The 21,484-nt window shown below is 63.8% G+C and carries 21 protein-coding genes; 10 read left to right on the top strand and 11 right to left on the bottom strand.

The window, feature by feature from the left end:
* The first annotated feature begins 12 nt into the window (after positions 1 to 12).
* The 4 genes from AAEZ08_RS17795 to AAEZ08_RS17780 are packed head-to-tail and all read left to right on the top strand — an operon-like array spanning position 13 to position 4,745.
* Complete coding sequence (locus AAEZ08_RS17795) at positions 13 to 1,116, top strand: BMP family ABC transporter substrate-binding protein (RefSeq protein WP_500124802.1); 1,104 nt, start codon at positions 13 to 15, stop codon at positions 1,114 to 1,116.
* Entirely contained in the window at positions 1,113 to 2,690 is a 1,578-nt protein-coding gene (locus AAEZ08_RS17790; protein WP_500124801.1) for an ABC transporter ATP-binding protein, read from the top strand. The genes AAEZ08_RS17795 and AAEZ08_RS17790 overlap by 4 nt, the downstream gene beginning before the upstream one ends.
* The gene (locus tag AAEZ08_RS17785; protein WP_500124800.1) at positions 2,683 to 3,819 is read left to right on the top strand and encodes an ABC transporter permease; all 1,137 of its coding nucleotides are present in this window, start codon (positions 2,683 to 2,685) and stop codon (positions 3,817 to 3,819) included. The genes AAEZ08_RS17790 and AAEZ08_RS17785 overlap by 8 nt, the downstream gene beginning before the upstream one ends.
* Positions 3,819 to 4,745 (top strand): ABC transporter permease, encoded by a 927-nt coding sequence (locus AAEZ08_RS17780; RefSeq protein ID WP_058065601.1) that lies wholly within the window; start codon positions 3,819 to 3,821, stop codon positions 4,743 to 4,745. Before AAEZ08_RS17785 ends, AAEZ08_RS17780 begins: the two co-directional genes overlap by 1 nt.
* Before the next feature lie 12 nt (positions 4,746 to 4,757).
* On the opposite strand, the gene AAEZ08_RS17775 is transcribed toward AAEZ08_RS17780, so the two are convergent.
* Positions 4,758 to 5,138 (bottom strand): hypothetical protein, encoded by a 381-nt coding sequence (locus AAEZ08_RS17775; RefSeq protein ID WP_003280016.1) that lies wholly within the window; start codon positions 5,136 to 5,138, stop codon positions 4,758 to 4,760.
* 230 nt (positions 5,139 to 5,368) lie between these two features.
* Here AAEZ08_RS17775 and AAEZ08_RS17770 point away from each other — a divergent pair, with 230 nt between their 5' ends.
* Positions 5,369 to 6,754, top strand: a complete 1,386-nt coding sequence (locus AAEZ08_RS17770; protein ID WP_500124827.1) for a diguanylate cyclase — start codon at positions 5,369 to 5,371, stop codon at positions 6,752 to 6,754.
* A 10-nt stretch (positions 6,755 to 6,764) separates the two neighbouring features.
* Here the strand turns inward: AAEZ08_RS17770 and AAEZ08_RS17765 are convergent, their stop codons facing one another.
* Positions 6,765 to 7,598 carry an NYN domain-containing protein gene (locus AAEZ08_RS17765; protein WP_483031639.1) on the bottom strand — a complete coding sequence of 278 codons (834 nt, stop codon included), beginning with the start codon at positions 7,596 to 7,598 and terminating at the stop codon, positions 6,765 to 6,767.
* A gap of 128 nt (positions 7,599 to 7,726) precedes the next feature.
* Between AAEZ08_RS17765 and AAEZ08_RS17760 the strand changes: the two genes are divergently transcribed.
* Positions 7,727 to 8,455 (top strand): DUF1294 domain-containing protein, encoded by a 729-nt coding sequence (locus AAEZ08_RS17760; RefSeq protein WP_003280012.1) that lies wholly within the window; start codon positions 7,727 to 7,729, stop codon positions 8,453 to 8,455.
* A 146-nt stretch (positions 8,456 to 8,601) separates the two neighbouring features.
* Here the strand turns inward: AAEZ08_RS17760 and AAEZ08_RS17755 are convergent, their stop codons facing one another.
* Together AAEZ08_RS17755 and AAEZ08_RS17750 are read right to left on the bottom strand one after the other, a co-directional pair.
* Positions 8,602 to 8,946, bottom strand: coding sequence for a zinc ribbon domain-containing protein YjdM (locus tag AAEZ08_RS17755; RefSeq protein ID WP_003280010.1), 345 nt, complete (start codon positions 8,944 to 8,946; stop codon positions 8,602 to 8,604).
* Positions 8,947 to 9,063: 117 nt separating this feature from the next.
* Positions 9,064 to 9,567 carry an acyl-CoA thioesterase gene (locus AAEZ08_RS17750; RefSeq protein ID WP_003280008.1) on the bottom strand — a complete coding sequence of 168 codons (504 nt, stop codon included), beginning with the start codon at positions 9,565 to 9,567 and terminating at the stop codon, positions 9,064 to 9,066.
* 343 nt (positions 9,568 to 9,910) lie between these two features.
* Here AAEZ08_RS17750 and AAEZ08_RS17745 point away from each other — a divergent pair, with 343 nt between their 5' ends.
* A complete protein-coding gene (locus tag AAEZ08_RS17745; protein WP_427703404.1) occupies positions 9,911 to 10,597 on the top strand; it encodes a c-type cytochrome in 687 nt (228 codons plus the stop codon).
* Here the strand turns inward: AAEZ08_RS17745 and codA are convergent.
* The gene (codA, locus tag AAEZ08_RS17740; RefSeq protein WP_500124799.1) at positions 10,591 to 11,826 is read right to left on the bottom strand and encodes a cytosine deaminase; all 1,236 of its coding nucleotides are present in this window, start codon (positions 11,824 to 11,826) and stop codon (positions 10,591 to 10,593) included. The two genes, AAEZ08_RS17745 and codA, sit on opposite strands and share 7 nt — an antisense overlap.
* 13 nt (positions 11,827 to 11,839) lie before the next feature.
* Positions 11,840 to 13,117 (bottom strand): cytosine permease, encoded by a 1,278-nt coding sequence (gene codB / locus AAEZ08_RS17735; RefSeq protein ID WP_279644874.1) that lies wholly within the window; start codon positions 13,115 to 13,117, stop codon positions 11,840 to 11,842.
* Between the two features lie 289 nt (positions 13,118 to 13,406).
* On the opposite strand from codB, the gene AAEZ08_RS17730 reads away from it, so the two are divergent.
* A complete protein-coding gene (locus AAEZ08_RS17730; RefSeq protein WP_500124798.1) occupies positions 13,407 to 14,945 on the top strand; it encodes a catalase in 1,539 nt (512 codons plus the stop codon).
* Between the two features lie 64 nt (positions 14,946 to 15,009).
* A complete protein-coding gene (locus AAEZ08_RS17725; RefSeq protein WP_500124797.1) occupies positions 15,010 to 15,564 on the top strand; it encodes an ankyrin repeat domain-containing protein in 555 nt (184 codons plus the stop codon).
* A gap of 4 nt (positions 15,565 to 15,568) precedes the next feature.
* Here AAEZ08_RS17725 and cynS read toward each other — a convergent pair whose 3' ends face one another.
* The 5 genes from cynS to phhA form a co-directional block, all read right to left on the bottom strand.
* A complete protein-coding gene (cynS, locus tag AAEZ08_RS17720) occupies positions 15,569 to 16,018 on the bottom strand; it encodes a cyanase (protein WP_003279998.1) in 450 nt (149 codons plus the stop codon).
* A gap of 84 nt (positions 16,019 to 16,102) precedes the next feature.
* A complete protein-coding gene (locus tag AAEZ08_RS17715; RefSeq protein WP_500124796.1) occupies positions 16,103 to 16,864 on the bottom strand; it encodes a phytanoyl-CoA dioxygenase family protein in 762 nt (253 codons plus the stop codon).
* Between the two features lie 195 nt (positions 16,865 to 17,059).
* Positions 17,060 to 18,256: an amino acid aminotransferase gene (locus tag AAEZ08_RS17710; RefSeq protein WP_500124795.1), complete on the bottom strand. Its 1,197-nt coding sequence runs from the start codon at positions 18,254 to 18,256 to the stop codon at positions 17,060 to 17,062.
* Entirely contained in the window at positions 18,256 to 18,612 is a 357-nt protein-coding gene (locus AAEZ08_RS17705; protein WP_003279993.1) for a 4a-hydroxytetrahydrobiopterin dehydratase, read from the bottom strand. Before AAEZ08_RS17705 ends, AAEZ08_RS17710 begins: the two co-directional genes overlap by 1 nt.
* A gap of 139 nt (positions 18,613 to 18,751) precedes the next feature.
* Positions 18,752 to 19,537: a phenylalanine 4-monooxygenase gene (gene phhA / locus AAEZ08_RS17700; protein WP_500124794.1), complete on the bottom strand. Its 786-nt coding sequence runs from the start codon at positions 19,535 to 19,537 to the stop codon at positions 18,752 to 18,754.
* 250 nt (positions 19,538 to 19,787) lie between these two features.
* Between phhA and AAEZ08_RS17695 the strand changes: the two genes are divergently transcribed.
* Positions 19,788 to 21,347, top strand: a complete 1,560-nt coding sequence (locus tag AAEZ08_RS17695) for a sigma-54-dependent transcriptional regulator (RefSeq protein WP_500124793.1) — start codon at positions 19,788 to 19,790, stop codon at positions 21,345 to 21,347.
* Positions 21,348 to 21,484 lie beyond the last annotated feature (137 nt).

Raw genomic sequence — 21,484 nt, 5'->3', positions numbered from 1 at the left:
GGAAGACCAAAAATGCTCAATCAGATGAAACGGACCTTGTGTGCGGCGATGGCTCTCGGCCTGACGACGACTGTTGGCGCCGCCGCGGCGCAGGAAGGGCAAGGGCTGACCCTCGATAAGCCGGCGAAAATCGCCATGCTCTACATCAGCCCACGCAACGACGGCGGCTGGACCCAGGCCTTCGACGAGGCGCGGCAGAAGCTCGAAACCGAGCTGGATACCAAGATCCAGTACGTCGAGAGCGTGCCGGAGAACGCTTCCTCGATCCGCCCGGCGGTGGACCGGCTGATCCAGCGCGGCGCCAACGTCATCATCGGCACCGCCTTCGGCTACTCGGACACCTTCAAGGAACTGGCCGACAAGTACCCGGACGTGGCCTTCCTCAACGGCTCGGGCACCACCAACAGCGCCAACCTCGAATCCTTCTACGGGCGCACCTACGAAAGCCAGTACCTGTGCGGCATGGCCGCCGGCGCGGCGTCGAAGACCGGCAAGCTCGGCTTTGTCGCGGCCAACCCCTTCGGCCAGGTGAACTGGACGGTCAACGCCTTCGCCCTCGGCGCCCAGCAGATCAACCCGGACGCCACCGTCACAGTGGTCTACACCGGCGCCTGGAACGACCCGGTCAAGGAGCGCGCAGCCGCCATGGCGCTGATCGATGCCGGCGCCGACGTTCTCGGCCAGCACGTTGACAGCCCGACGCCGCAGATCGTGGCTCAGGAGCGTGGCGTACACGGCACCGGGCACCATCGCGACATGCGCGAGTTTGCCCCGGACGCCACCGTCTGTTCCTCGGTTTGGGTCTGGGACAAGTTCCTCGCGCCGGAACTGAAGAAGATCAGCGCCGGCAACTGGATTCCACCGGAGAACGGCGCGCTGCTGTCCATGGCCGAGGGCGGCACCGACGCGGCCTGCTGCGGTCCGGCGGTTTCCGAACCGGACAAGGCCAAGATCATGGCCACCCGCGAGCAGCTGCTAAAAGGCGAGAAGCAGATCTACGCCGGGCCGATGCTGGATCGTGACGGAACCGAGCGCATCGCCGCTGGTGAGGTGATGGCCGACCCGGCACTGTGGCAGATGGACTGGTTCGTCAAGGGAGTGACCACACAGCAATGAGCAACCTCAACGCGATCCAGCTTTCCGGGGTCAGCAAGTCTTTCGACGGCTTCATGGCTCTGTCCCAGGCAGACTTCACCGCCAAGTGGGGTGAGGTGCATGCGCTGCTCGGCGAGAACGGCGCGGGCAAGTCGTCGCTGATGAACATCGCCGCCGGCCTCTACGCACCGGAAAGCGGATCGCTGTTGATCAACGACAATGCGGTGCGGTTCAGCGGCCCGCGGGATGCCAGCCGCTACCACATCGGCATGGTTCATCAGCACTTCAAGCTGGTGAAGCCCTTCACCGTGGCCGAGAACATCCAGCTGGGGCTGCCCGTGGGGCCCGGCAATCATGCTTTCGCGGGCAGCCACCGGCAGCGGCTGACGGCTTTGGAACAGCGGATCAGCGACAAGGCGGCAGAGCTGGGTTTCACCATCGACCCGCGCAAGATTACCGAGTCTCTGTCGGTGGCCGAGCAGCAGCGGGTGGAAATTCTCAAGGTGCTGCTGGCCGGTGCGCGGATCCTGATCCTCGACGAGCCGACGGCGGTACTCACCGACGGGGAGGCCGAGCGCCTGCTGGAAACGGTGCGCGCCTTCGCACGGCAGGGCGCGGCGGTAATCCTGGTCACTCACAAGATGAGCGATGTGAAGCGCTTCGCCGATCGCGTCACCGTGATGCGGGGCGGTCGGACGATACAAACACTCGATCCGCAAACGGTCTCGGTGCCCGAGCTGGTGCGTCTGACCGTGGGCGAGTCCGCACCGGCTAGCGAATACCAGCCGGCGACGCCGGGCGAGGTGCGGCTGCAGGTGCGGGATCTAAGGTCGACGGGTGGGAGTGGGCATGGCGCGCTTAATGGCGTGACGCTGAGCCTGCGCGCGGGCGAGATTTACGGCATCGCTGGTGTGGGCGGCAACGGCCAGAGCGAGTTGGCGAATTTGCTGATGGGCTTGCCTGAGCCCTGCGAAGGCACGTTGGAATTGACCGGTTTTGGCGATCTGCGCCGGGCCAGCCCTGAGCAGCGCCGGGAGTTGCGCATTGCTGCGATCCCGGCTGACCGCTACGGCACGGCGCTGGCCGGCGATCTGTCGGTGGCCGAGAACTTCGGCGTCGGGCAGATCCACAGCGGGCGCTATGGCTCGTTCTTCAACCTGCGGCGCAAGCGTCTGGAGGCCGACGCGGCCGAGGCGGTGGCCGGGTTCGATGTGCAGGGCGTGCGCTCGCTGAAGCAGAAGGCCGCGTTGCTCTCCGGTGGCAACGCACAGAAGCTGGTGATCGCCCGGGAGTTCTCCCGTGACCCACAACTGGTGCTGGTGCACAGCCCCAGCCGCGGCCTCGACGTGCGCGCCACCGCCGCCGTGCATGCTCGCCTGCGGGCAGCGCGGGATGCTGGCGCAGCGGTGCTGGTGATCAGTGAGGACCTCGACGAAGTGCTGGCCCTGGCCGATCGCATCGGCGTGATGAACACAGGGCGCATCGTCGCCGAGTTCGACCGGCCCGCGGATCGCCAGGCCATTGGTAGGGCGATGGTCAGCCATGGGGAGCTGAGCCATGGCGAGTTGAGTCTAGAAGGGGTAAACCATGAATGAACAGGTACGCCCCGTGATGCTGGAGCAGGCTGCGCAAGCGGCCGAGCGCCCGAAACAGCCCCTGCTGTCGCGACGCTACGCCCTGGAGATCCGCCAGCAACTGGCTTGGCATTGGCAGGCTGCGATCATCGGCCTCGCGTTGCTGCTGGGGCTGGGTATTTCCGCCGCCATCCTCATCGCCGCTGGCGTACCGGCCGGTGAGCTGCTCAATGAGTTCGTCATCCTCACGGTATTCGATGCACAGAGCCTGAAAGCGGTCTTGTTTCAAGCATCGCCGATGATCCTCGTCGGCCTGGCCGGCTGCATGGCGTTTCGCGCCAAGTTCTGGAATCTCGGGCTTGAGGGTCAGATGATCTGGGGCGCTATCGGTGCCACGGCGATCTCCCTGTTCGAGGTCGGCCCGCAGGCGCTGCGCCTGCAGCTGATGCTGGCGGCAGCGATCATCTGCGGTCTGCTCTGGGCCCTGGCGCCGGTGTTGCTCAAGCTGCGGTTGAAGGTCAACGAGATCATCTCGACGCTGATGCTCAACTATCTGGCGATCAACTTTTTGCTGCATCTGCTCTATGGCAGCTGGAAAGATCCGAAGAGTTCGTTCCCCTATTCACCGCAGTTCCAGCCGTTCGAGCGCCTACCGGAGCTGTTCGACGGCATCAGCGCGGCAGTGCCGCTAGCGGTGGTCGTCGCGTTGCTGGCGCTTTGGTTTCTCGGCATTTCCCGCGCCGGGCTATACCTGCGCTTCGTCGATGCCAACCCGCGGGTGGCCGGCGCAGTAGGCGTGCCGGTGCAGAAGATGATCATCGGCACGGTTTTGATTTCCGGCGCCATGGCCGGGATTGCCGGGTTTCTCGTCACGGCGGGGCAGGAGGGGCGGCTGACCCAGTCGTTCTATCAGGGCTACGGCTTCTCCGGCATCCTCATCGCCTTCCTTGCGCGCAACAACCCGGTAGCGGCGCTGGTGGTGGCGCTGTTGATGGCGATGCTCTTCGTCGCCGGGCGCAGCCTGCAGGTGTTCTATCAAATTCCGTTTTCCATGGTGCAGTTGATCCAGGCGATCCTGGTCATCTGCGTCGCCTCCTCGGATTTCTTTATCCGCCACCGTATCCGCCGCGTTCAGGGAGGCGAAAGCTGATGGACATGATCGCCAACTGGCTCGGCAACACGCCGGACTTCGCCGTACCTTTCGCTCTCGCGGCGCTGGGGCTGATCCTCACCGAGCGCGCTGGCGTCCTGGCGCTGGGCGCCGAAGGGCTGATGCTGGTCGGCGCGTTGGCCGGGATTGGCGCACAACTGGCGCTCGGCAGCCACGGCACTTCGCTGCTGATGGCGATGGGCGCGGCGGCGGTGGTGTCGCTGCTGTTCGCGCTGATGGTGCTGGTGCTGCGCATCAATCAGGTGATAGCCGGCCTGGCGCTGGTGTTTTTCTGCCAGGGCCTGACCGGCTTGCTCGGCACCCTGCTGGACTGGACCAACAAGCCGGTCAAGGGGCTGGGCGCGGTCGAGCTGTGGCCGCTGTCGGAGCTGCCGCTGCTGGGCAAGGTCTTCGTGCAGAACCCGCTGGTGTTCATGACGCCGCTGATCTTTCTTGCCGTGGTCTGGTTTTTCGCCCGCACCACTACCGGCCTGAGGATGCGCGCGGTCGGGGAGAACCCGCAGGCTGCGGATGCGGCAGGGATTTCCGTGCTCGGCTATCGGCTGGCAGCGATTCTCGCTGGCTCCGCGCTGATCGGACTGGCGGGCGGTTACATCTCGGTGCTCAGCACCAAGCTGTGGATCGCCGACATGACCGGCGGCCGTGGCTGGATCGCCGTAGCGCTGGTGATCTTCGCGCGCTGGTCGCCGTGGAAGGCCCTGGCCGGTGCGCTGCTATTCGGCTGCATCGAGGCGTTGATTCCACAACTGGCCGCCGCAGGCGTGCGCCTGCCGCAATACTTCGTACTGATGACGCCCTACGCCGTGACCCTGGCGGTGATGATCTGGGTCGCAAGCGGCAAGAACGTCTCCGGCAACCAGCCGGGCGCACTGGGCATTCCCTTCATCCGTGAAGAGCGCCGCTGACGCCCGCGACGCTTATTGCGACGGGCTTTGGTCGCTCGAGCGGCAGGTGATTTCCGCGTAGGGTTCGTCCGGCGAGTAGTCGCCCGGAACGCGCTCGGTGCGCTGGGTATTTGGCGCGACGGTGAATACCGGCGACGCCGAGGTATCCGAACGCGCTTCATCAGGCACGCGGAATTCACAGGAAACCTGGCTGCCGGTGCGGTTCATCACCTTCACTGCTCGCACGCCAAGCAGCTCGCCCTCGATGCCTTCTGATTTGGCCGGCACACCCATGGGGCTGACTTCGATATCCAGACCGTTGAGGTGGGTAATGATTTCCGGCTGGGGCGTCTGCGCCAGTGCCAGCGGGGCGCAGAGCGCCAGCCCGCAGGCGAGGATTTGCTGTCTAGTCATGTGAACCTCCGTAAATTCGGTCCCCTTTAGAAGAGCCCACTGCCGGTCGGTTCGATTGGCGGGTCAATCAATGGTTGCAAATAATTAGAAGCGTCAAAAAACCGTTTGGCACGATATGTGATAGCTCATAGCCATGATCTGTCTTGCCGTACCGTTTACGTCGTGTTGAATGTAACCGTCGCCAACGTTACGCGCAGTCCTTCCAAAGGGTGGCTGAAGTGACTAGGTATTTGCTCATCGTGTTGCTGACTCTGGCGGGCAGTGCGGCGGCGTCCGTCGATGTGGCACTCGAGCTCAGTGCTGTCGAGCGTGAATGGTTGGCTGAGAACGGGTCGGTGAGCATATGCGTCGATCCCGACTGGCTTCCGTTCGAGATGCTCAACGCCCGGGGTGAGCATGAGGGAATCGCGGCGGATCTTCTGCGGCTCGTTGCGCAGCGGGCAGGGTTGCAGCTGCAGATCCTGGCAACCAAGGATTGGGATGAGTCGGTCACATTCTCCCAAGCGGGTCGCTGCCAGCTGCTGAGCTTTCTCAATCAGACGCCAGCGCGCGATGCTTGGCTGATCTTTACCAAGCCGCTGTTCACCGATGCCAACGTCGTCATCGCGCGGGAAGATCATCCCTATGTGGCAGACCTGTCTGCGCTTTCAGGCGCGACTGTCGCGTTGCCGTCCGGTACCTCCGTGGAAGAGAGCGTGCGGCGAGATTATCCTCAGCTGCGCATTATCCGTACTGATACGGATGCCCAGGCGTTGGAGCTGGTCAATGAGCGCAAGGCGGATCTGACGGTTCGCTCTCTGACAGTGGCTGCCTACACCATTCGCCGGGAAGGCTGGTTCAATCTGAAGATTGCCGGACAAGTCAGCAGTTTCGATAACCAGTTTCGAATTGGCGTACTTAAAAGCGAACCTGTGCTGCGCGACATACTGAACAAGGCGATCGGCACCATCACGCCGGGAGAGCTGAACCAGATCGCCAACAGCCACGCGCCGGTACGCCTCGAAGCAGGTACTGACTATCGGTTGATCGTGCAGATCGTGGTGATTTTCTCGGTGATGCTGGTCACCAGCCTGTTCTGGATCGGCCGACTGCGTCGGTTGAACGAGAAGTTGCAGATCAAATCCCAGACCGATGCGCTGACCGGGTTGGCCAATCGTGCGGCGCTGGATCGCCGTTTCGCCAAGGCGCTGGAGCAGGCACGGCGTTATCAGCGCCCGCTGTCGATCGTCATGCTGGATATCGACCACTTCAAGCGCATCAATGACGAGCTCGGCCACCAGATGGGCGACCGTGTGCTCAAGGAGTTTGCCGACCTGTTGAAAGGTTGCCTGCGCGGCAGTGATGCGGTGGGGCGCTGGGGTGGCGAGGAGTTTCTGGTGCTGTGTCCGGAAACTGGCGGCCAGCAGGCGGTGACGTTCGCCGAGCGGCTGTGCGAACAATCGCGGGCCTTAGCTTTCAGCACGGACCGAGTGCAGACCCTGAGCGCCGGCGTGGCCGAGTTGAATGCGACGGATACGGTGGACAGTCTGCTGCGTCGCGCCGACGCGGCCCTGTACCGCGCCAAGCACGAAGGGCGCGATCGGGTTTGCTTTATGGCGTCGGACGAGCAGATCTGAGTCTTTGGGTTTAGTGCTTGCCCGGCTTGCGCAAACGGACGTAAAGGTCCTTGCCGCCGTTGGCACTGCCACCGCGTGACTCCAGGTCGAAACGCTTGGGCTGGGCGGCTATCAGGTCACTGAGCTTCTTGCAGCCATACAGGCGCGGATCGAAGGCCGGACGCAGCTTGCTGATGTTCTGCCCGAGCGTGCCCAGCTGAATCCAGTCATCTTCTTCGGACAGGTCATCGAGCACCTTGGCGATGAAATCCACCGGCACCTGCTGGCTTTTGATCGCTTCGTGCTTGTCGCTCAGCTTTGCGGGCTTACTGTTGCTATCGGCCACTTGCGCCGCGGCGGCTGCGAGTTTTTCCGATGACGGCGGCTCGGCCGCGGCCTTCGGTGCATCGGCGCGCAGGATCTCGGTGTAGATGAACTTGTCGCAGGCGGAGACGAAGGGCGAAGGCGTCTTCTGCTCACCGAAGCCGTACACCGTCAGGCCTTCCTCGCGTATGCGTGCGGCCAGGCGGGTGAAGTCGCTGTCGCTGGAAACCAGGCAGAAGCCGTCGAAACGCCGGGTGTAGAGGAGGTCCATGGCGTCGATTATCAGCGAGCTGTCGGTAGCGTTCTTACCAGAGGTATAGGCGAACTGCTGGATCGGTTGGATGGAATAATCGAGCAGCACCTTTTTCCAGCTGCCGAGGTTGGGCTTGGTCCAGTCGCCGTAGATGCGCTTGACGCTGGCGACGCCGTATTTGGCGATCTCCTCGAACAGCCCCTCGACGATGGCGGCGGGCGCGTTGTCGGCGTCGATCAGCACCGCGAGGTGCTTCTGCTTGTTCGAGCTGTTGGGCTTGCTGGCCATGTTTCTTCCCTGGACTGGAGATCGCCCGACCTTAACGCCGACAGGCGTGCCATGGCCATAGCAGTATGCAGCCAATGCATGCCGAGCTCGGTTAGGATGCGCGGCTTTGAACATATGGATTTCGGTGCATGGAACAGCGAGGCACGCTGAAAAGCTGGAATGACCAGAAAGGCTTTGGCTTCATTCGCCCGGAGCAGGGTGGCGAGGACGTATTCGCGCATATCTCTGCAGTGCATGGCGAGCGCCGGCCGCTGGTGGGTGATCGGGTGCTGTATGTGGCCGGGCGTGATCCCCAGGGGCGCCTGCGCGCCGAACACTTGCGGCTTGATGCGCCGATGACGCTGGATCAACCTGCGATTCGCCAGCGCCCAGGGAGTCAGCGTCAAGCCAAGCCGCAGCAGACCGGCTCGCGCGGTGCTGGCCGAGACGTCGGAAAACCGTCGCGGCGATTGTTCGCCAACAGCATCCGGTACTTGCCCTTCAAGTTGGGCGTGTTCGTCGTGCTGTGCTTGCTGCCGCTAGTGGGCAGCCTCTACCGCTTGGGCGCTGTATTGCCGTTGGTAATCTACGCCGTGGCCAGCGTGCTGACCTTCTTCCTTTACTGGCGCGACAAGCACAGCGCGCTGAAGGATCGCTGGAGAACACCGGAAACCACGCTGCATTTGTTCGAACTGGCAGGCGGTTGGCCGGGCGCGCTGCTGGCGCAGCAACTGTTTCGCCACAAGACCCGCAAACTGAGCTATCAGCTAACGTTCTGGCTGATCGTGGTGTTGCATCAGGCGTTCTGGATTGACCTGCTATTTATCGGCAGCGGCTTCACCCGCGAGCGATTGGATTGGTTGTTGCGGCTGTTGTAAGGCGCCGGCCCTCGAGGCCCGCCAACTAAATGGGGCGGCGTGCACTGGCCTGTTTTTGTGGGAGGCCCGCCCCCGGGGCGAAGCTTTTTGGTAGGCGGTTCCAGCGTCAGCCGAGTTATCGAAGTTAACCCGGCGCGCGCAGCAGATCAGACTTTCTTGACGAACTCGGACTTCAGCTTCATGGCGCCGATACCGTCGATCTTGCAGTCGATATCGTGGTCGCCGTCGCACAGGCGGATGTTCTTCACCTTGGTACCGACCTTGACCACCAGCGACGATCCTTTGACTTTGAGGTCCTTGATCACGCTGACGGTGTCGCCGTCCTGCAGGGTGTTCCCCACGGCATCCCTGATCACCTTGTCAGCGTCGCCTGTGGCAGCTGCGCTTTCGGTAGCGGACCATTCATGGGCGCACTCCGGGCACACCAGCATCTGGCCATCTTCGTAGGTGTATTCGGAGTTGCATTTGGGGCAGGGCGGCAGCGTGCTCACGGCGGGTCCTCTAGGGGGAGATGCGAAAGCCGTGCATTGTATAAGGTTTTGTTACAAATCGGGGGCTTGCATGGACTCCATGCTGGTAGGAGTCCATGCAGTTCGCAGCTCGAAGGCTTATTTCACCGCAGTGAGGCGCTCGTTGCCGGCACGCAGTTCGCTGTAGCGGTGCTCCAGTTCGCGGCGAATTTCACGGCGCTGGTAGGCTTGGGCGAAGCGCCGCTGTTGCTCGGCAGTCTTCGGGTTAAGCGGTGGTACCGCTACCGGCTTGCCGTCCTCGCCGAGGGCCACCATGGTGAAGAAGCAGCTGTTGGTGTGACGTACGGTCTTCTCGCGAATGTCCTCGGTGATGACTTTGATGCCGATCTCCATCGAGGTAGTGCCGGTGTAATTGACCGAGGCAAGAAAAGTGACCAGTTCACCCACATGCACCGGCTGGCGGAATACCACCTGGTCCACCGAAAGAGTGACGACGTATTGCCCGGCGTAACGGCTGGCGCACGCATAGGCGACTTCGTCGAGATACTTGAGCAGCGTGCCGCCATGTACGTTGCCGGAGAAATTGGCTTTGTCCGGCGTCATCAGCACGGTCATGGTCAGCTCTGCATGTCCATCTAGCATGGGGGTTACAGCTCCTCGGTGGTCAAGGGTTGCTACTTTAGTCGAATGACTCCTCGCTGTCTGGCCAAACTTACAAATCGCTTCATCGAAATTTTCTATCGTCAATGCGGCAAAGGCGCGCACTTCGGCTATTTGGCGTACCTGTCGGGTTATTCGGCGCCATTGTCACTTAGTGAGCTCGGGCGCTCGAGGATCTGTGATTTCGCTCACGGTTAGTGGTGGACTACCTATTAGGTAGCACTTTTGTTGACTTATGCCGGGGTCCGAGTAGCGCCGGCTTTCTATAGTCGGGCATCCAAAAAGAAAGCACTCCACCGGCTACTTCAGTAAACGGATGCCTCCCATGCGCATGCTCGTCCTTGCTCTGCTCGCCAGCTTCGTTCCGCTCGTCCACGCCAGCAACGAGGCGATCGAGCGTTTCAACCATGTAATGGCCGACGACCAGCGTCGCGAGCAGGCGCTGCTGGCCGGCCAGGAACGCGCCGTGTTCTGTTCCTACTGCCACGGCGAAACCGGTAACAGCAAGCGCAAGCACATTCCCAATCTTGCCGGACAGAATCCGCTGTACCTGTTCCATGCCTTCGAGAAGTTCGCCAGCGGCGAGCGCACCGACTTCGTCATGTCCAAGCTGGCGCAGAACCTCAGCATGGAGGAGCGGGTGGACATCGCCGTTTACTTCAGTCAGCAGAAGGTCAACCCGCCTGAAGGCACGGTGGATGCCGCGCTACGTAACACCGGGGAAAAGATTTTCCAGACTACCTGTACCGGTTGCCACGGTGCCCATGCCGAAGGCATGGAAACCATGCCGCGCCTGGCCGGGCAGCCGGACGAGTACATCCGCAAGGCGCTGACGCGCTTCCGCGAGAACGACCCTAGCCGTGCCGGTTCGGTGATGATCGGCGTCGCGAGCCACCTGTCAGCCGCAGATGTCGAGGCGCTGGCGGCCTATCTCTCGCAGTTGAAGCTGACGCCGGCCGAAGAGATGGCCAACATCAACCGTTTGCGCAAGACCACAGCCGCCGCTCAATAACGCTGGATATGCGCTGGCGTGCGGCGCATCAGCACCTCGCCGTTGCGCACCGAGAGCAGGGCATGGCCCTGGGTGCGCAGCATCTCGTAGTCGTCCGGCGCCGAAAGCACCAGCAGGTTGGCCGGGCGCCCCACCTCAAGCCCGTAGCGCTCGCCCAGATTTAGCGTGCGCGCGCTATTGTCGGTGATCAGGTCCAGGCCGCGCTGCAGGTCCTCGTAGCCGAGCATGTGGCAGATGTGCAGCCCGGCTTCGAGGATGCGCAGGATGTTGCCGTTGCCCAGCGGATACCAGGGGTCGACGATGGAATCCTGGCCGAAGCAGACGTTCATCCCGGCGCGGTCGATCTCGGCCACGCGGGTCAGGCCGCGGCGCTTGGGGTAGGTGTCGAAGCGGCCCTGCAGGTGGATGCTCTCGGTCGGGCAGGAGACGAAGTTGATCTTCGACAGCTTGAGCAGGCGGAACAGCTTGGAGCAGTAGGCGTTGTCGTAGGAGCCCATCGCCGTGGTGTGGCTGGCGGTGACGCGCTCGCCCATCTCGCGCACCCGCGCCTCTTCGGCGAGCACTTCGAGAAAGCGCGACTGCGGGTCGTCGGTTTCGTCGCAGTGCACGTCCACCAGACAGCCCGTGCGTTCGGCCAGGTCCATGAGGAACTTGATCGAGCTGACGCCCTGGTCGCGGGTGTTCTCGAAGTGCGGAATGCCGCCGACCACATCGGCGCCCATGGCGATCGCCTCGGTCATCAGCTCGCGACCGCCCTTGAACGACTCGATGCCCTCCTGCGGGAAGGCGACGATCTGCAGGTCGATCAGGTGGCGGGTTTCCTCGCGCACCTCGATCATCGATTTCAGCGCCGACAGCGTCGGGTCGGTGACGTCGACATGGGTGCGCACATGCTGGATGCCGTGGTCGACCAGCATGTCGATGGTTTTCTTCGCTCGCGCCTTGGTGTCTTCGTGGGTCACCAGCGCCTTGCGCTCGCCCCAGCGTTCGATGCCTTCGAACAGCGTGCCGCTCATGTTCCAGGCCGGCTGGCCAGCGGTAAGGGTGGCGTCCAGGTGGATGTGCGGTTCGATGAAGGGCGGCACCACCAGGTTGCTGGCGGCGTCGATATCGCCCTCGTTGGCTTCGGCCGGCGCCTGCTGCGCGCTGATGGCGGCGATGCGCGCGCCGTCCAGTTCGATGCGGTACAGGCCGCTGCGGCCGCGCAGGCGGGCGTTGAGGATGTTCATGGTGGCTCCTTGATCAGCGGGCGTCAGTTTGCGTCAGCACCGTGCGCGACAGGGCCAGGCGCTGGCCCTCGTACAGCACAATATAGGCTGCGGCGGCCACCAGTATGCCGACGATGGGCGCCACCCAGGGCGAGAAATAGGCGCAGGCGGCGCCCAGCACATAGGCCGCCAGGCCCAGGCTGTTGTATTTGGGAAGGCGCGCCTCGGCCAGTTTCGGGTACTGCCCGCGATGGCGGTAAAAGTAGTCGGCCATGATTACGCCGCCGATGGGCGGGATGATCGAGCCGAGCAGGATCAGGAAGGGGATCAGCAGTTCGTACATGCCGCCCAGCGCCAGCAGCGTGCCGACGAAGGCACCGCCGAGCGTCACCAGCCGGCGGCGTTCGGTGCGCAGCAGGTTGCAGCCGGCAGCGGCGAAGTTGTAGATGGTGTTGTCCTGGGTGGTCCAGAGGTTGAGGAAGAGCATCACCACCGCGGCCATCGACAGGCCCTGCAGCACCAGCACTTCGACGATATCTGGCTGCTGGTAGACGATGGCCCCGTAGGCGCCGGCGACGATCATCAGGCCGTTGCCGATGAAGAAACCGATCAAACTGGCCCATACCGCGACCTTGCTGCTGCGGGCGAAGCGCGTCCAGTTGGTGGCCTGGGTCGCGCCGCTGACGAAGGTGCCGAAGATCAGGGTGATGGCCATGCCGAGGGTCAGGCTGTCGCCCGGCTGCACGGCGAGCAGCCCGTCCATTCCGCCAATGTCACGGGTGGCGGTCCATAGCGAAGCGATCAACAGGATCAGCATCGCCGGTACCGCGATGCGCGAGAGCAGGTCGAGGCCCTTGTAGCCGACGAAGGCCGTCAGGCAGAAGCCGAAGCCGAACAGCACCATCAACGGCAGCGTCCAGCTTTCTGGCAACTCCAGCAGGCGCACCAGAACGATGGCGATGGTCGCCGTGCCCCAGGCATACCAGCCGATCTGGGTGAAGCCGAGCAGGAAGTCGGACAGCCGGCTGCCGACTTCGCCGAAGCAGAAGCGCCCCATCAGCACCGAGTTCAGTCCGCTGCGGCAGGCGATCAGCCCGAGCGCGGCGGCATAGGCCCCGAGCAGCAGGTTGCCGATCACTGCTGCCCAGAGCATGGTCTTGAAGTCGAAGGCCAGGCCGATCTTGCCGCCGGCGAACATGGTGGCGGTGAAGAAGGTGAAGCCGAACAGCAGGATGGAGGTGGACCACAGCCCCTTGCGCGCGCCGGCGGGCACTTCGCTCAGGGGGTAGTCGGTGTCGACGGGCTGTTTCATGTTGGACGCTCCGCAAGGTGGATGCAGCAGAGGTGCAGATGCCATGCCATAGCTGACCGATCGGCCAGCTCGCGGTATGCGCCCGTGAGCCTGGCGCCCACGTGTTGCTTGCTGGTGCGGGGCGCAATCGAATGCACCGCGATGAAGCCCAATACTCAAAGTTCCAGCAAGCGGAGCGACTTTTTCTCTATCGGTCTGTTCGGCTTATTCAATTGGGGCATCCGTGCGCCGGCTCTTAGGCTTCTATTCCGCGTCCTGTACGCGATTAGAAATCAGAAGAGGAAGCATCATGTCCCCGAATCAATTGCGCTCCGCGCCCGCGCGTTTTGCGCTCGGCGTTCTTTCCGCGAGCCTGTTTGCCTTGTCCGCCAATGCTGCCCCGTTGACCCGCGACAATGGCGCCCCGGTCGGCAACAACCAGAATTCACAGACCGCCGGCCCCAGTGGTCCGGTGCTGCTGCAGGATGTACAGCTGCTGCAGAAACTGCAGCGCTTCGGCCGTGAGCGCGTTCCCGAGCGCGTCGTGCATGCCCGTGGCACCGGTGCCCACGGCGAGTTCACCGCCACTGAAGACATCTCCGACCTGACCGTGGCGAAGGTCTTCGAGAAAGGCAGCAGCACCCCGGTGTTCGTGCGCTTTTCCACCGTGGTGCATGGCCTGCACTCGCCGGAAACCCTGCGCGACCCGCGCGGCTTCGCCACCAAGTTCTACACCGCCGATGGCAACTGGGACCTGGTCGGCAACAACTTCCCGACCTTCTTCATCCGCGACGCCATCAAGTTCCCGGACATGGTCCACTCGTTCAAGCCGGACCCGCGCACCAATCTGGATGACGATACGCGGCGCTTCGACTTCCTCTCGCACCATCCCGAATCGACCCGCACCCTGACCCTGCTGTACTCCAACCAAGGCACCCCGGCCAGTTACCGGATGATGGATGGCAATGGTGTGCACGCCTATAAGTTCGTCAACGACGAAGGCGAAACGCACTACGTGAAGTTCCGCTGGAAGAGCCTGCAGGGCCTGAAGAATCTCGACCCGAAAGAGAACGAGGCGATGCAGGGCAAGGACTACAGCCACCTGAGCCGCGATCTGATCACCGCCATCGACAACGGCGACTACCCCAAATGGGACCTGATGATCCAAGTGCTCAAGCCAGAGGACCTGGCCAAGTTCGACTTCGATCCGCTGGATGCCACTAAGATCTGGCCTGACGTGCCCGAGCGCAAGGTCGGCCAGATGGTGCTGAACAAGAACCCGGACAACATCTTCCAGGAGACCGAGCAGGTCGCCATGGCGCCGGCCAACCTGGTGCCGGGTATCGAGCCGTCCGAGGACCGCCTGCTGCAGGGCCGTCTGTTCTCCTATGCCGACACCCAGATGTACCGCGTCGGTGCCAACGGCATGAGCCTGCCGATCAATCGGCCGAAAGTGGACGTCAGCAATGGCAATCAGGACGGCCAGCTGAACGCCGGCCACACCACCACCAGCGTCAACTACCAGCCGAGCCGCCGCGAGAACCGTGAGGAAACCCCGCGCGCCGTCTACAGCAAGCTGGAGCTCAGCGGCACCACCCAGCAGGCGCCGATCCAGCGTCAGCAGAACTTCAAGCAGGCTGGCGATCTGTATCGCTCGTTCAGCAAGAAGGAGCAGCAAGACCTGATCAATACCCTGGGCGGCGAGCTGGCCAAGGCTGACGACGAGGCCAAGCACATCCTGCTGTCGTTCTTCTACAAGGCTGACGTCAACTACGGCGAGGGCCTGAGCAAGGTCGCCAAGGCCGACCTCAAGCGAGTCAAGGCGCTGGCTGCCGAGCTCGAGGACTAAACAACCGGTTGTATTCGACCCGGGTCGGGCGATGGCCCGGGTCTTTTTTTATCCTGGAGGCAACATGAAAGGTCTTTTGCTGATGGCAGCGCTGCTGTTGGGCAGCGGGGCCGCGCTGGCCGATGATGGGCCACTGGCGAACGCGGCTGACACGCCCGAGGCTGTGCAGACGCAGTTGCGCGACTACTTCCTCAACGCCGGGCGTTTCGGTGATAACGAAATCCTCGACGAATTCATCCAGGCCGGCTACGACCTGAACAGCGCCGATGACAAGGGCTATACCGCCCTGATACTGGCGGCCTACAACGGCCATGGCGAAACGGTAGAGCGCCTGCTCGCTGCCGGGGCCGATGCCTGCGCCAAGGACGAGCGCGGTAACACGGCACTGCTTGGCGCCATCTTCAAAGGTGAGCTGCGTATCGCCAAGCGACTGCTGGCCACCGAGTGCGATCCCAATCAGCGCAATGCCGCCGGTCAGACTGCGGCCATGTACGCAGCGCTGTTCCAGCGTGAGGCGTTGCTCGAAGCGCTGCGCGAACGTGGTGCGGACCTGAGCACCACCGACCCGCTGGGCAATAACGTGGAAAGCCTGGCGCGCGGGGAGATCCGCACCCGCTGATTCCTCAGTAGCTCTTGTAGGGCAGGAACTTGCCGGACAGCACCACGTTGACGCGATCGCCCTTGGGGTCGCTCTGGCGCTGGATATCCATGGAGAAGTCGATGGCACTCATGATGCCGTCACCGAATTCCTCGTGGATCAGCTCCTTGATGGTGGTGCCGTAGACGTTGACCAGCTCGTACCAGCGGTAGATCAGCGGATCGGTCGGCACCGCGGTGGGCAGGGAGCCCTTGTAGGGGGCGATCTGCAGCCAGGCGACGGCCTCGTCGGAGAGCTCGAAGAGCTGCCCCAGGGTCTCGGCCTGGGCCTTGTCGAAGGCCATCTGGCCGAGGCAACCGGCGGTGGTCCATTCCTTGGACATGCCGATGCTTTCGGCGACATGTGCCCACTTCAGGCCCTTGCGCACCTTGGCGGCGACGATCATCTGGGTGACCTGTTCACGACTGCTGATCATGGCGAATCCTCATCTGGCGAATGCGAGTCAATGGCCGCGCGGGCGCGGCGGGCTTCGGTCGATGCAGGTTCGGTGCCAGGGGATTCAGTCGTATTCGGCTGATTCGTGCTCGCCGAGCAGGCGGCGCTGGCGCGGCGTGGTGGCAGCCAGCACCTCGGGATTGAAACGGAAGTGCAGGTAGGGCGAGAACTTCTGCGCCACCATGCGTCGGCCGTAGTGGATCTGCAGGAGGTAGCGGCTGCGCTCGGCGCTGCGGTTGCGGCTGCCCGCGTGCCAGAGGTCGCTGCGAAACAGCAGCACGTCGCCGGCCTTGCACAGCACTAGCTCGGCCGCGCGGCCGTGCCACTGGGTTTCGCCCGGCCGCGGTTTGCGCCCGGCGCGGTGGCTGCCGGGGATCACCAGCGTCGGGCAGAGGTCGGCGTCGATGTCGTCCAGATACAGGTGCGCGGTGCAGATCTGCATCGGCAGTTCGAAGGCGGGATCGGCCAGCAGGCTTTCCGGCAGCTCCATGGCCAGGTAGTCGGCATGCAGCTCGCCGCCGATAAAGCCCGGGCGGCTGCGCCAGGAGGTCTGGCCGATGATATGGCAGTCCGTCCCGAGTGCCGCCTCGGCCAGTTCGATCACCCCGGGCAGATCGAGAAAACGCAGCCAGAACGGCGAGCGATTGAACACGCACTTGTAGTGGTCGTCGACCAGGCCCTGGTAGTCCCAGTGGATGGGTTCGAGCCGGTCGATGGCTTCGCGCAGTTCCGTGATCGTTGGCGGATCGATCACCGCGGGCAGCAGCACGAAGCCATGTTGGTGCATGGCGGCGAGCTGTTGCTGGAGGTCGCTGGATTCAGGCATGGCGGCGCTGGCGGATGACTTTCGCTCAGCATAGGCAGCGTGGGCACGCGTTGAAAGCCGGCTGAAAGCTTGCTGCGCTACTGTGCCGGCGCTGCTTCGGCAGCCAGCTGCGTGGTCACGAGCCGCGCGACTGTCTCCTCGCTCCGGCGTACCCGGCGGCGTCGCCAGAAGCGGCGTCACCGGCGCGCACCTCGCTTAGTTCGAAACCACCCGTGCGATGGCCTTGGCCAGCGCATCCAGGCGCTCGGCATCCAGTCCGGCGACGTTGGCCCGACCGCTTTCCACCAGATACACCGAATCCTCGGCACGCAGCCGGCGTACCTGCTCGGCGGTCAGGCCGGTGTAGGAGAACATCCCACGCTGCTGGGCGATGTGCGCGAAGCGCTCGGCCAGCCCATACGGCGTCAGCGCCTCGACCAGCCCCTGACGCAGGCTGGCGATGCGCCGGCGCATGCGTTCCACCTCGTCCTGCCAGATCTGCCGCAGGGGCTCATCGGCCAGGATCGTCGCCACCACCGCAGCGCCGTGGGCCGGTGGCGTCGACCAGAGGTTGCGGGCCAGCGACGCGAGCTGGCTGCGCACGTCGAGCAGGCGCTCGGCATCGCTGGTGACGGCGATCAGCGCGCCGGTACGTTCGCGATAAAGGCCGAAGTTCTTCGAGCAGGAGCTGGTGATGAGCATTTCCGGCAGCGTTTCGGCGAACAGTCGAACTGCCCAGGCGTCCTCTTCGAGTCCGTCGCCGAAGCCCTGGTAGGCGAAGTCGAACAGTGGCAGCAGCTCGCGCGCACGCACCACCTCCAGCACCCGCAGCCAGTCGTCGTGATTCAGGTCGAAGCCGGTGGGGTTGTGGCAGCAGGCGTGCAGCAGCACCACGTCGCCGGTCGGCACCTGCTGCAGTGCGGCGAGCATGCCGTCGACATCGAGGCGGTTGTCGGCACCGACGTAGGGATAGTGCTGCACGCGCAGGCCGGCGGCGGCGAACAGGGTTTCGTGGATCGGCCAGGTGGGATCGCTCAGCCAGATGCTGCGCCCGGGCAGGCACTTGGCGATGAACTCGCCGGCCAGACGCAGTGCACCGGTGCCGCCCGGCGCCTGTGTGCAGCCGGCGCGCTGCTCGCCGAGGGCAATGGCGCGGCTGCCGAGCACCTGACGCAGCAAGAGGGTGCCGAACTGGGCGTCGCCGTGGCCGCCGATGTAGCTCTTGGTCTGCTCACTGTCCACCAGGCGCTGCTCGGCCAGCTTCACCGCGCGCGGGATCGGCGTCAGGCCCTGGGCGTCCTTGTAGACGCCGACGCCCAGGTCGAGCTTGGCCGGGTTGGTGTCGGCGCGATACAGGTCCATCAGGCCGAGGATCGGGTCGCCGGGCACGCGGGGAATCTGGCCGAAATGCATTACTTGCGGCCCTCCGCGCTGGCGGCGAGCTGGTCGGTGCGGGCGGCCATGATGAAGTCGTTGCGGTGCAGGCCGCGCATCTCGTGGCTCCACCAGGTGACGGTGACCTTGCCCCACTCGGTGAGCAGGGCGGGATGGTGGCCGACCTCCTCGGCGATGGCGCCGACTGCGTTGGTAAAGGCCAGGGCGTGGCGGAAGTTGCGGAACAGGAAGACACGCTCCAGCTCCATGTGGTCGCCGCGCGTCTCGATGTTCCAGTCGGGGATTTCGCGGATCAGCTCGGCCAGTTCTTCATCGGACACTTTGGGTGCATCGGCGCGGCAGGCTTCGCACTGGGCTTGGGCGAGGGCGGTCATGGTGTAGGTCCCTTTCTTGATGATTGAAGTCGTTCGAAGGTTGAAGCTTAGGCAAGTGGTGGGCTGAAGCCCACCCTACAGAACAGATGGCGCCCGTAGGGTGGGCTTTAGCCCACCACGAGCATCACTCAGGGCCGAATCACGCCGCCTTCGGCGGAAACTTCGGCTGGTGCAGGCCCAGGCGCATCGCCTCGCGGACCATGGCCATGATGTCCTGCTGGGCCAGGTCGAACAGCTGCTTGAGGTCCGGCAGGACAAAGTACAGCGGCTGCAGGATGTCGATGCGATAGGGCGTACGCATGGCTTCCATGGCATCGAACGGCTGCCGCTCAGGCTCGGCGGACAGGCTGTAGAGCGTCTCCTTCGGCGAGGAGAGGATGCCGCCGCCATAGATGCGCAGCCCGGCCTGGGTTTCCACCAGGCCGAACTCGACGGTCATCCAGTACAGCCGGGCGAGATAGACACGTTCCTCCTTGCTGGCTTTCAATCCGAGCTGGCCGTAGGTGTGGGTGAATTCTGCGAACCAGGGGTTGGTCAGCAGCGGGCAGTGACCAAATATCTCGTGGAAGATGTCCGGCTCCTGCAGGTAGTCCAGCTCTTCCGGGGTGCGGATAAAGGTGGCGACGGGAAAGCGCTTGCTCGCCAGCAGTTCGAAAAAGCGTTGGAAGGGGATCAGCGCCGGTACGCGCTCGACCTGCCAGCCGGTGGTTGCCTCCAGCACGCGATTGATCTCGCCCAGCTGCGGGATGCGCTCGCGGGGCAGGGCGAGCTGGTCGAGGCCGTCGAGGTATTCCTGGCAGGCGCGTCCTTCGAGCAGCTTCAGCTGTCGCTCGACCAGCGTCTGCCACACCGCGTGTTCGGCGTCGGGGTAATGAATGTGCCCCTGCGCGTCCGGTTCGCGGGCTACGTAGTGGGTCGTCTTCATCGGTACTCCTGGCCGCTTGGGCATCTTGTTGTTGCCCTCATTCGAACGCGAAGACGTACTCTCGGCGAGTCCCGCTGTGGCGCAATGTCGCACCTTGCCGGATGTTGCCTGTAAGGAAAGCCTGACGTTTCCGTCAATGTCCGGATCGGCGGCATTGCCAAGCGGCTTATCTGGCAAATAATCTTGACGGAAATTTGCGGCGCTCGAACGAAGCGTCGTCAGCCCCACAACAAAACAACAGGGCTCCGCCATGCGTATCAAGATTCTCTGCCAGAACCGCGTCGGCATCCTGCGCGACATGCTCAACCTGCTGGTCGACTACGGCATCAACGTCGCCCGCGGCGAGGTCGGTGGCGAGCAGGGCAACGCCATCTATTTGCACTGCCCGAACCTGATGAACCTGCAGCTGCAGGCGCTGCGGCCGAAGATCGAGGCGCTGCCCGGCGTATTCGAGCTGCGCAAGGTCAGCCTGATGCCCAGCGAGCGGCATTCCCTGGAGCTCAATGCACTGCTCGGTGCGCTGGAGTTTCCCGTGCTGTCCATCGACATGAGCGGTGCCATCGTTGCCGCCAATCGTGCCGCTGCGCAGCTGCTCGGCGTGCGCGTCGACGAGGTGCCGGGCATGAGCCTGTCGCGCTACGCCGAGGACTTCGACCTGCCCGAACTGGTGCGCGCCAACAAGGCGCGGATCAACGGCCTGCGGGTGAAGATCAAGGGCGACGTGTTCCTCGCCGACATCGCCCCGCTGCAATCCGAACACGACGACAGCGAGGCGCTGGCCGGCGCGGTGCTGACCCTGCATCGCGCCGACCGGGTGGGTGAACGCATCTACCAGGTACGCAAGCAGGAGCTGCGCGGCTTCGACAGCATCTTCCAGAGCTCGAAAGTGATGGCCGCGGTGGTGCGCGAGGCGCGGCGCATGGCACCGCTGGATGCGCCGCTGCTGATCGAAGGCGAGACCGGCACCGGCAAGGAGCTCTTGGCGCGCGCCTGTCACTTGTCCAGCCCGCGCGGGCAATCGCCGTTCATGGCGCTCAACTGCGCCGGCCTGCCCGAGTCGATGGCCGAGACCGAGCTCTTCGGCTATGGCCCCGGTGCCTTCGAAGGCGCGCGGCCGGAAGGCAAGCTCGGCCTCCTGGAGCTGACCGCCGGCGGCACGCTGTTTCTCGATGGCGTCGGCGAGATGAGCCCGCGGCTGCAGGCCAAGCTGCTGCGCTTCCTGCAGGACGGAGGCTTTCGTCGGGTCGGCAGCGACGAAGAGGTCTATCTGGATGTGCGGGTGATCTGCGCGACTCAGCTCGATCTGTCCGAACTCTGCGCCAGCGGGCAGTTTCGCCAGGATCTCTATCACCGGCTCAACGTGCTGTCGCTGCACATTCCGCCGCTGCGCGATTGCCTCGACGGCCTGCAGCCGCTGGCGCTGCACTTCATCGACCAGGCCAGCCGGCAGATCGGCTGCCCGCTGCCGACGCTCTCGCCGCAGGCGCTGGAGCGCCTGGCCGGCTACCACTGGCCGGGCAATGTGCGGCAGCTGGAGAACACCCTGTTCCAGGCGGTTTCGCTCTGCGAAGGCGGCACCATCAAGCCCAAGCACATCCGTCTGCCGGGCTACGGTGCGGCGCAGCCATTGGGTGATTTCTCGCTGGAGGGCGACCTGGCCAGCATCGTCGGGCGCTTCGAGAAGGCCGTGCTGGAGGGGCTGTACAAGCAGTTTCCGAGCAGCCGCCAGCTGGGCAAGCGACTCGGCGTGTCGCACACCACCATCGCCAACAAACTGCGCGAGCATGGGGTGGGCAAGTCGGAGGCGTGATCGATGCAGGCGTTCAGCACGCGCCTAGGACGGTTGCGGTCAATGACCATGCCGTTCGCCGACAGACGTTTGTTGCTTCCTTAAAAGCTTCGCGCCGAGGTCGGCCGTCCCACGAACATCCCCTCTGCACTGCGATG

Source organism: Pseudomonas sp. E45-MNA-CIBAN-0222 (assembly GCF_040310405.1).
Taxonomy (GTDB): Bacteria; Pseudomonadota; Gammaproteobacteria; order Pseudomonadales; family Pseudomonadaceae; genus Stutzerimonas; species Stutzerimonas stutzeri_AC.
This window is presented reverse-complemented; position numbering and strand designations above follow the sequence as displayed.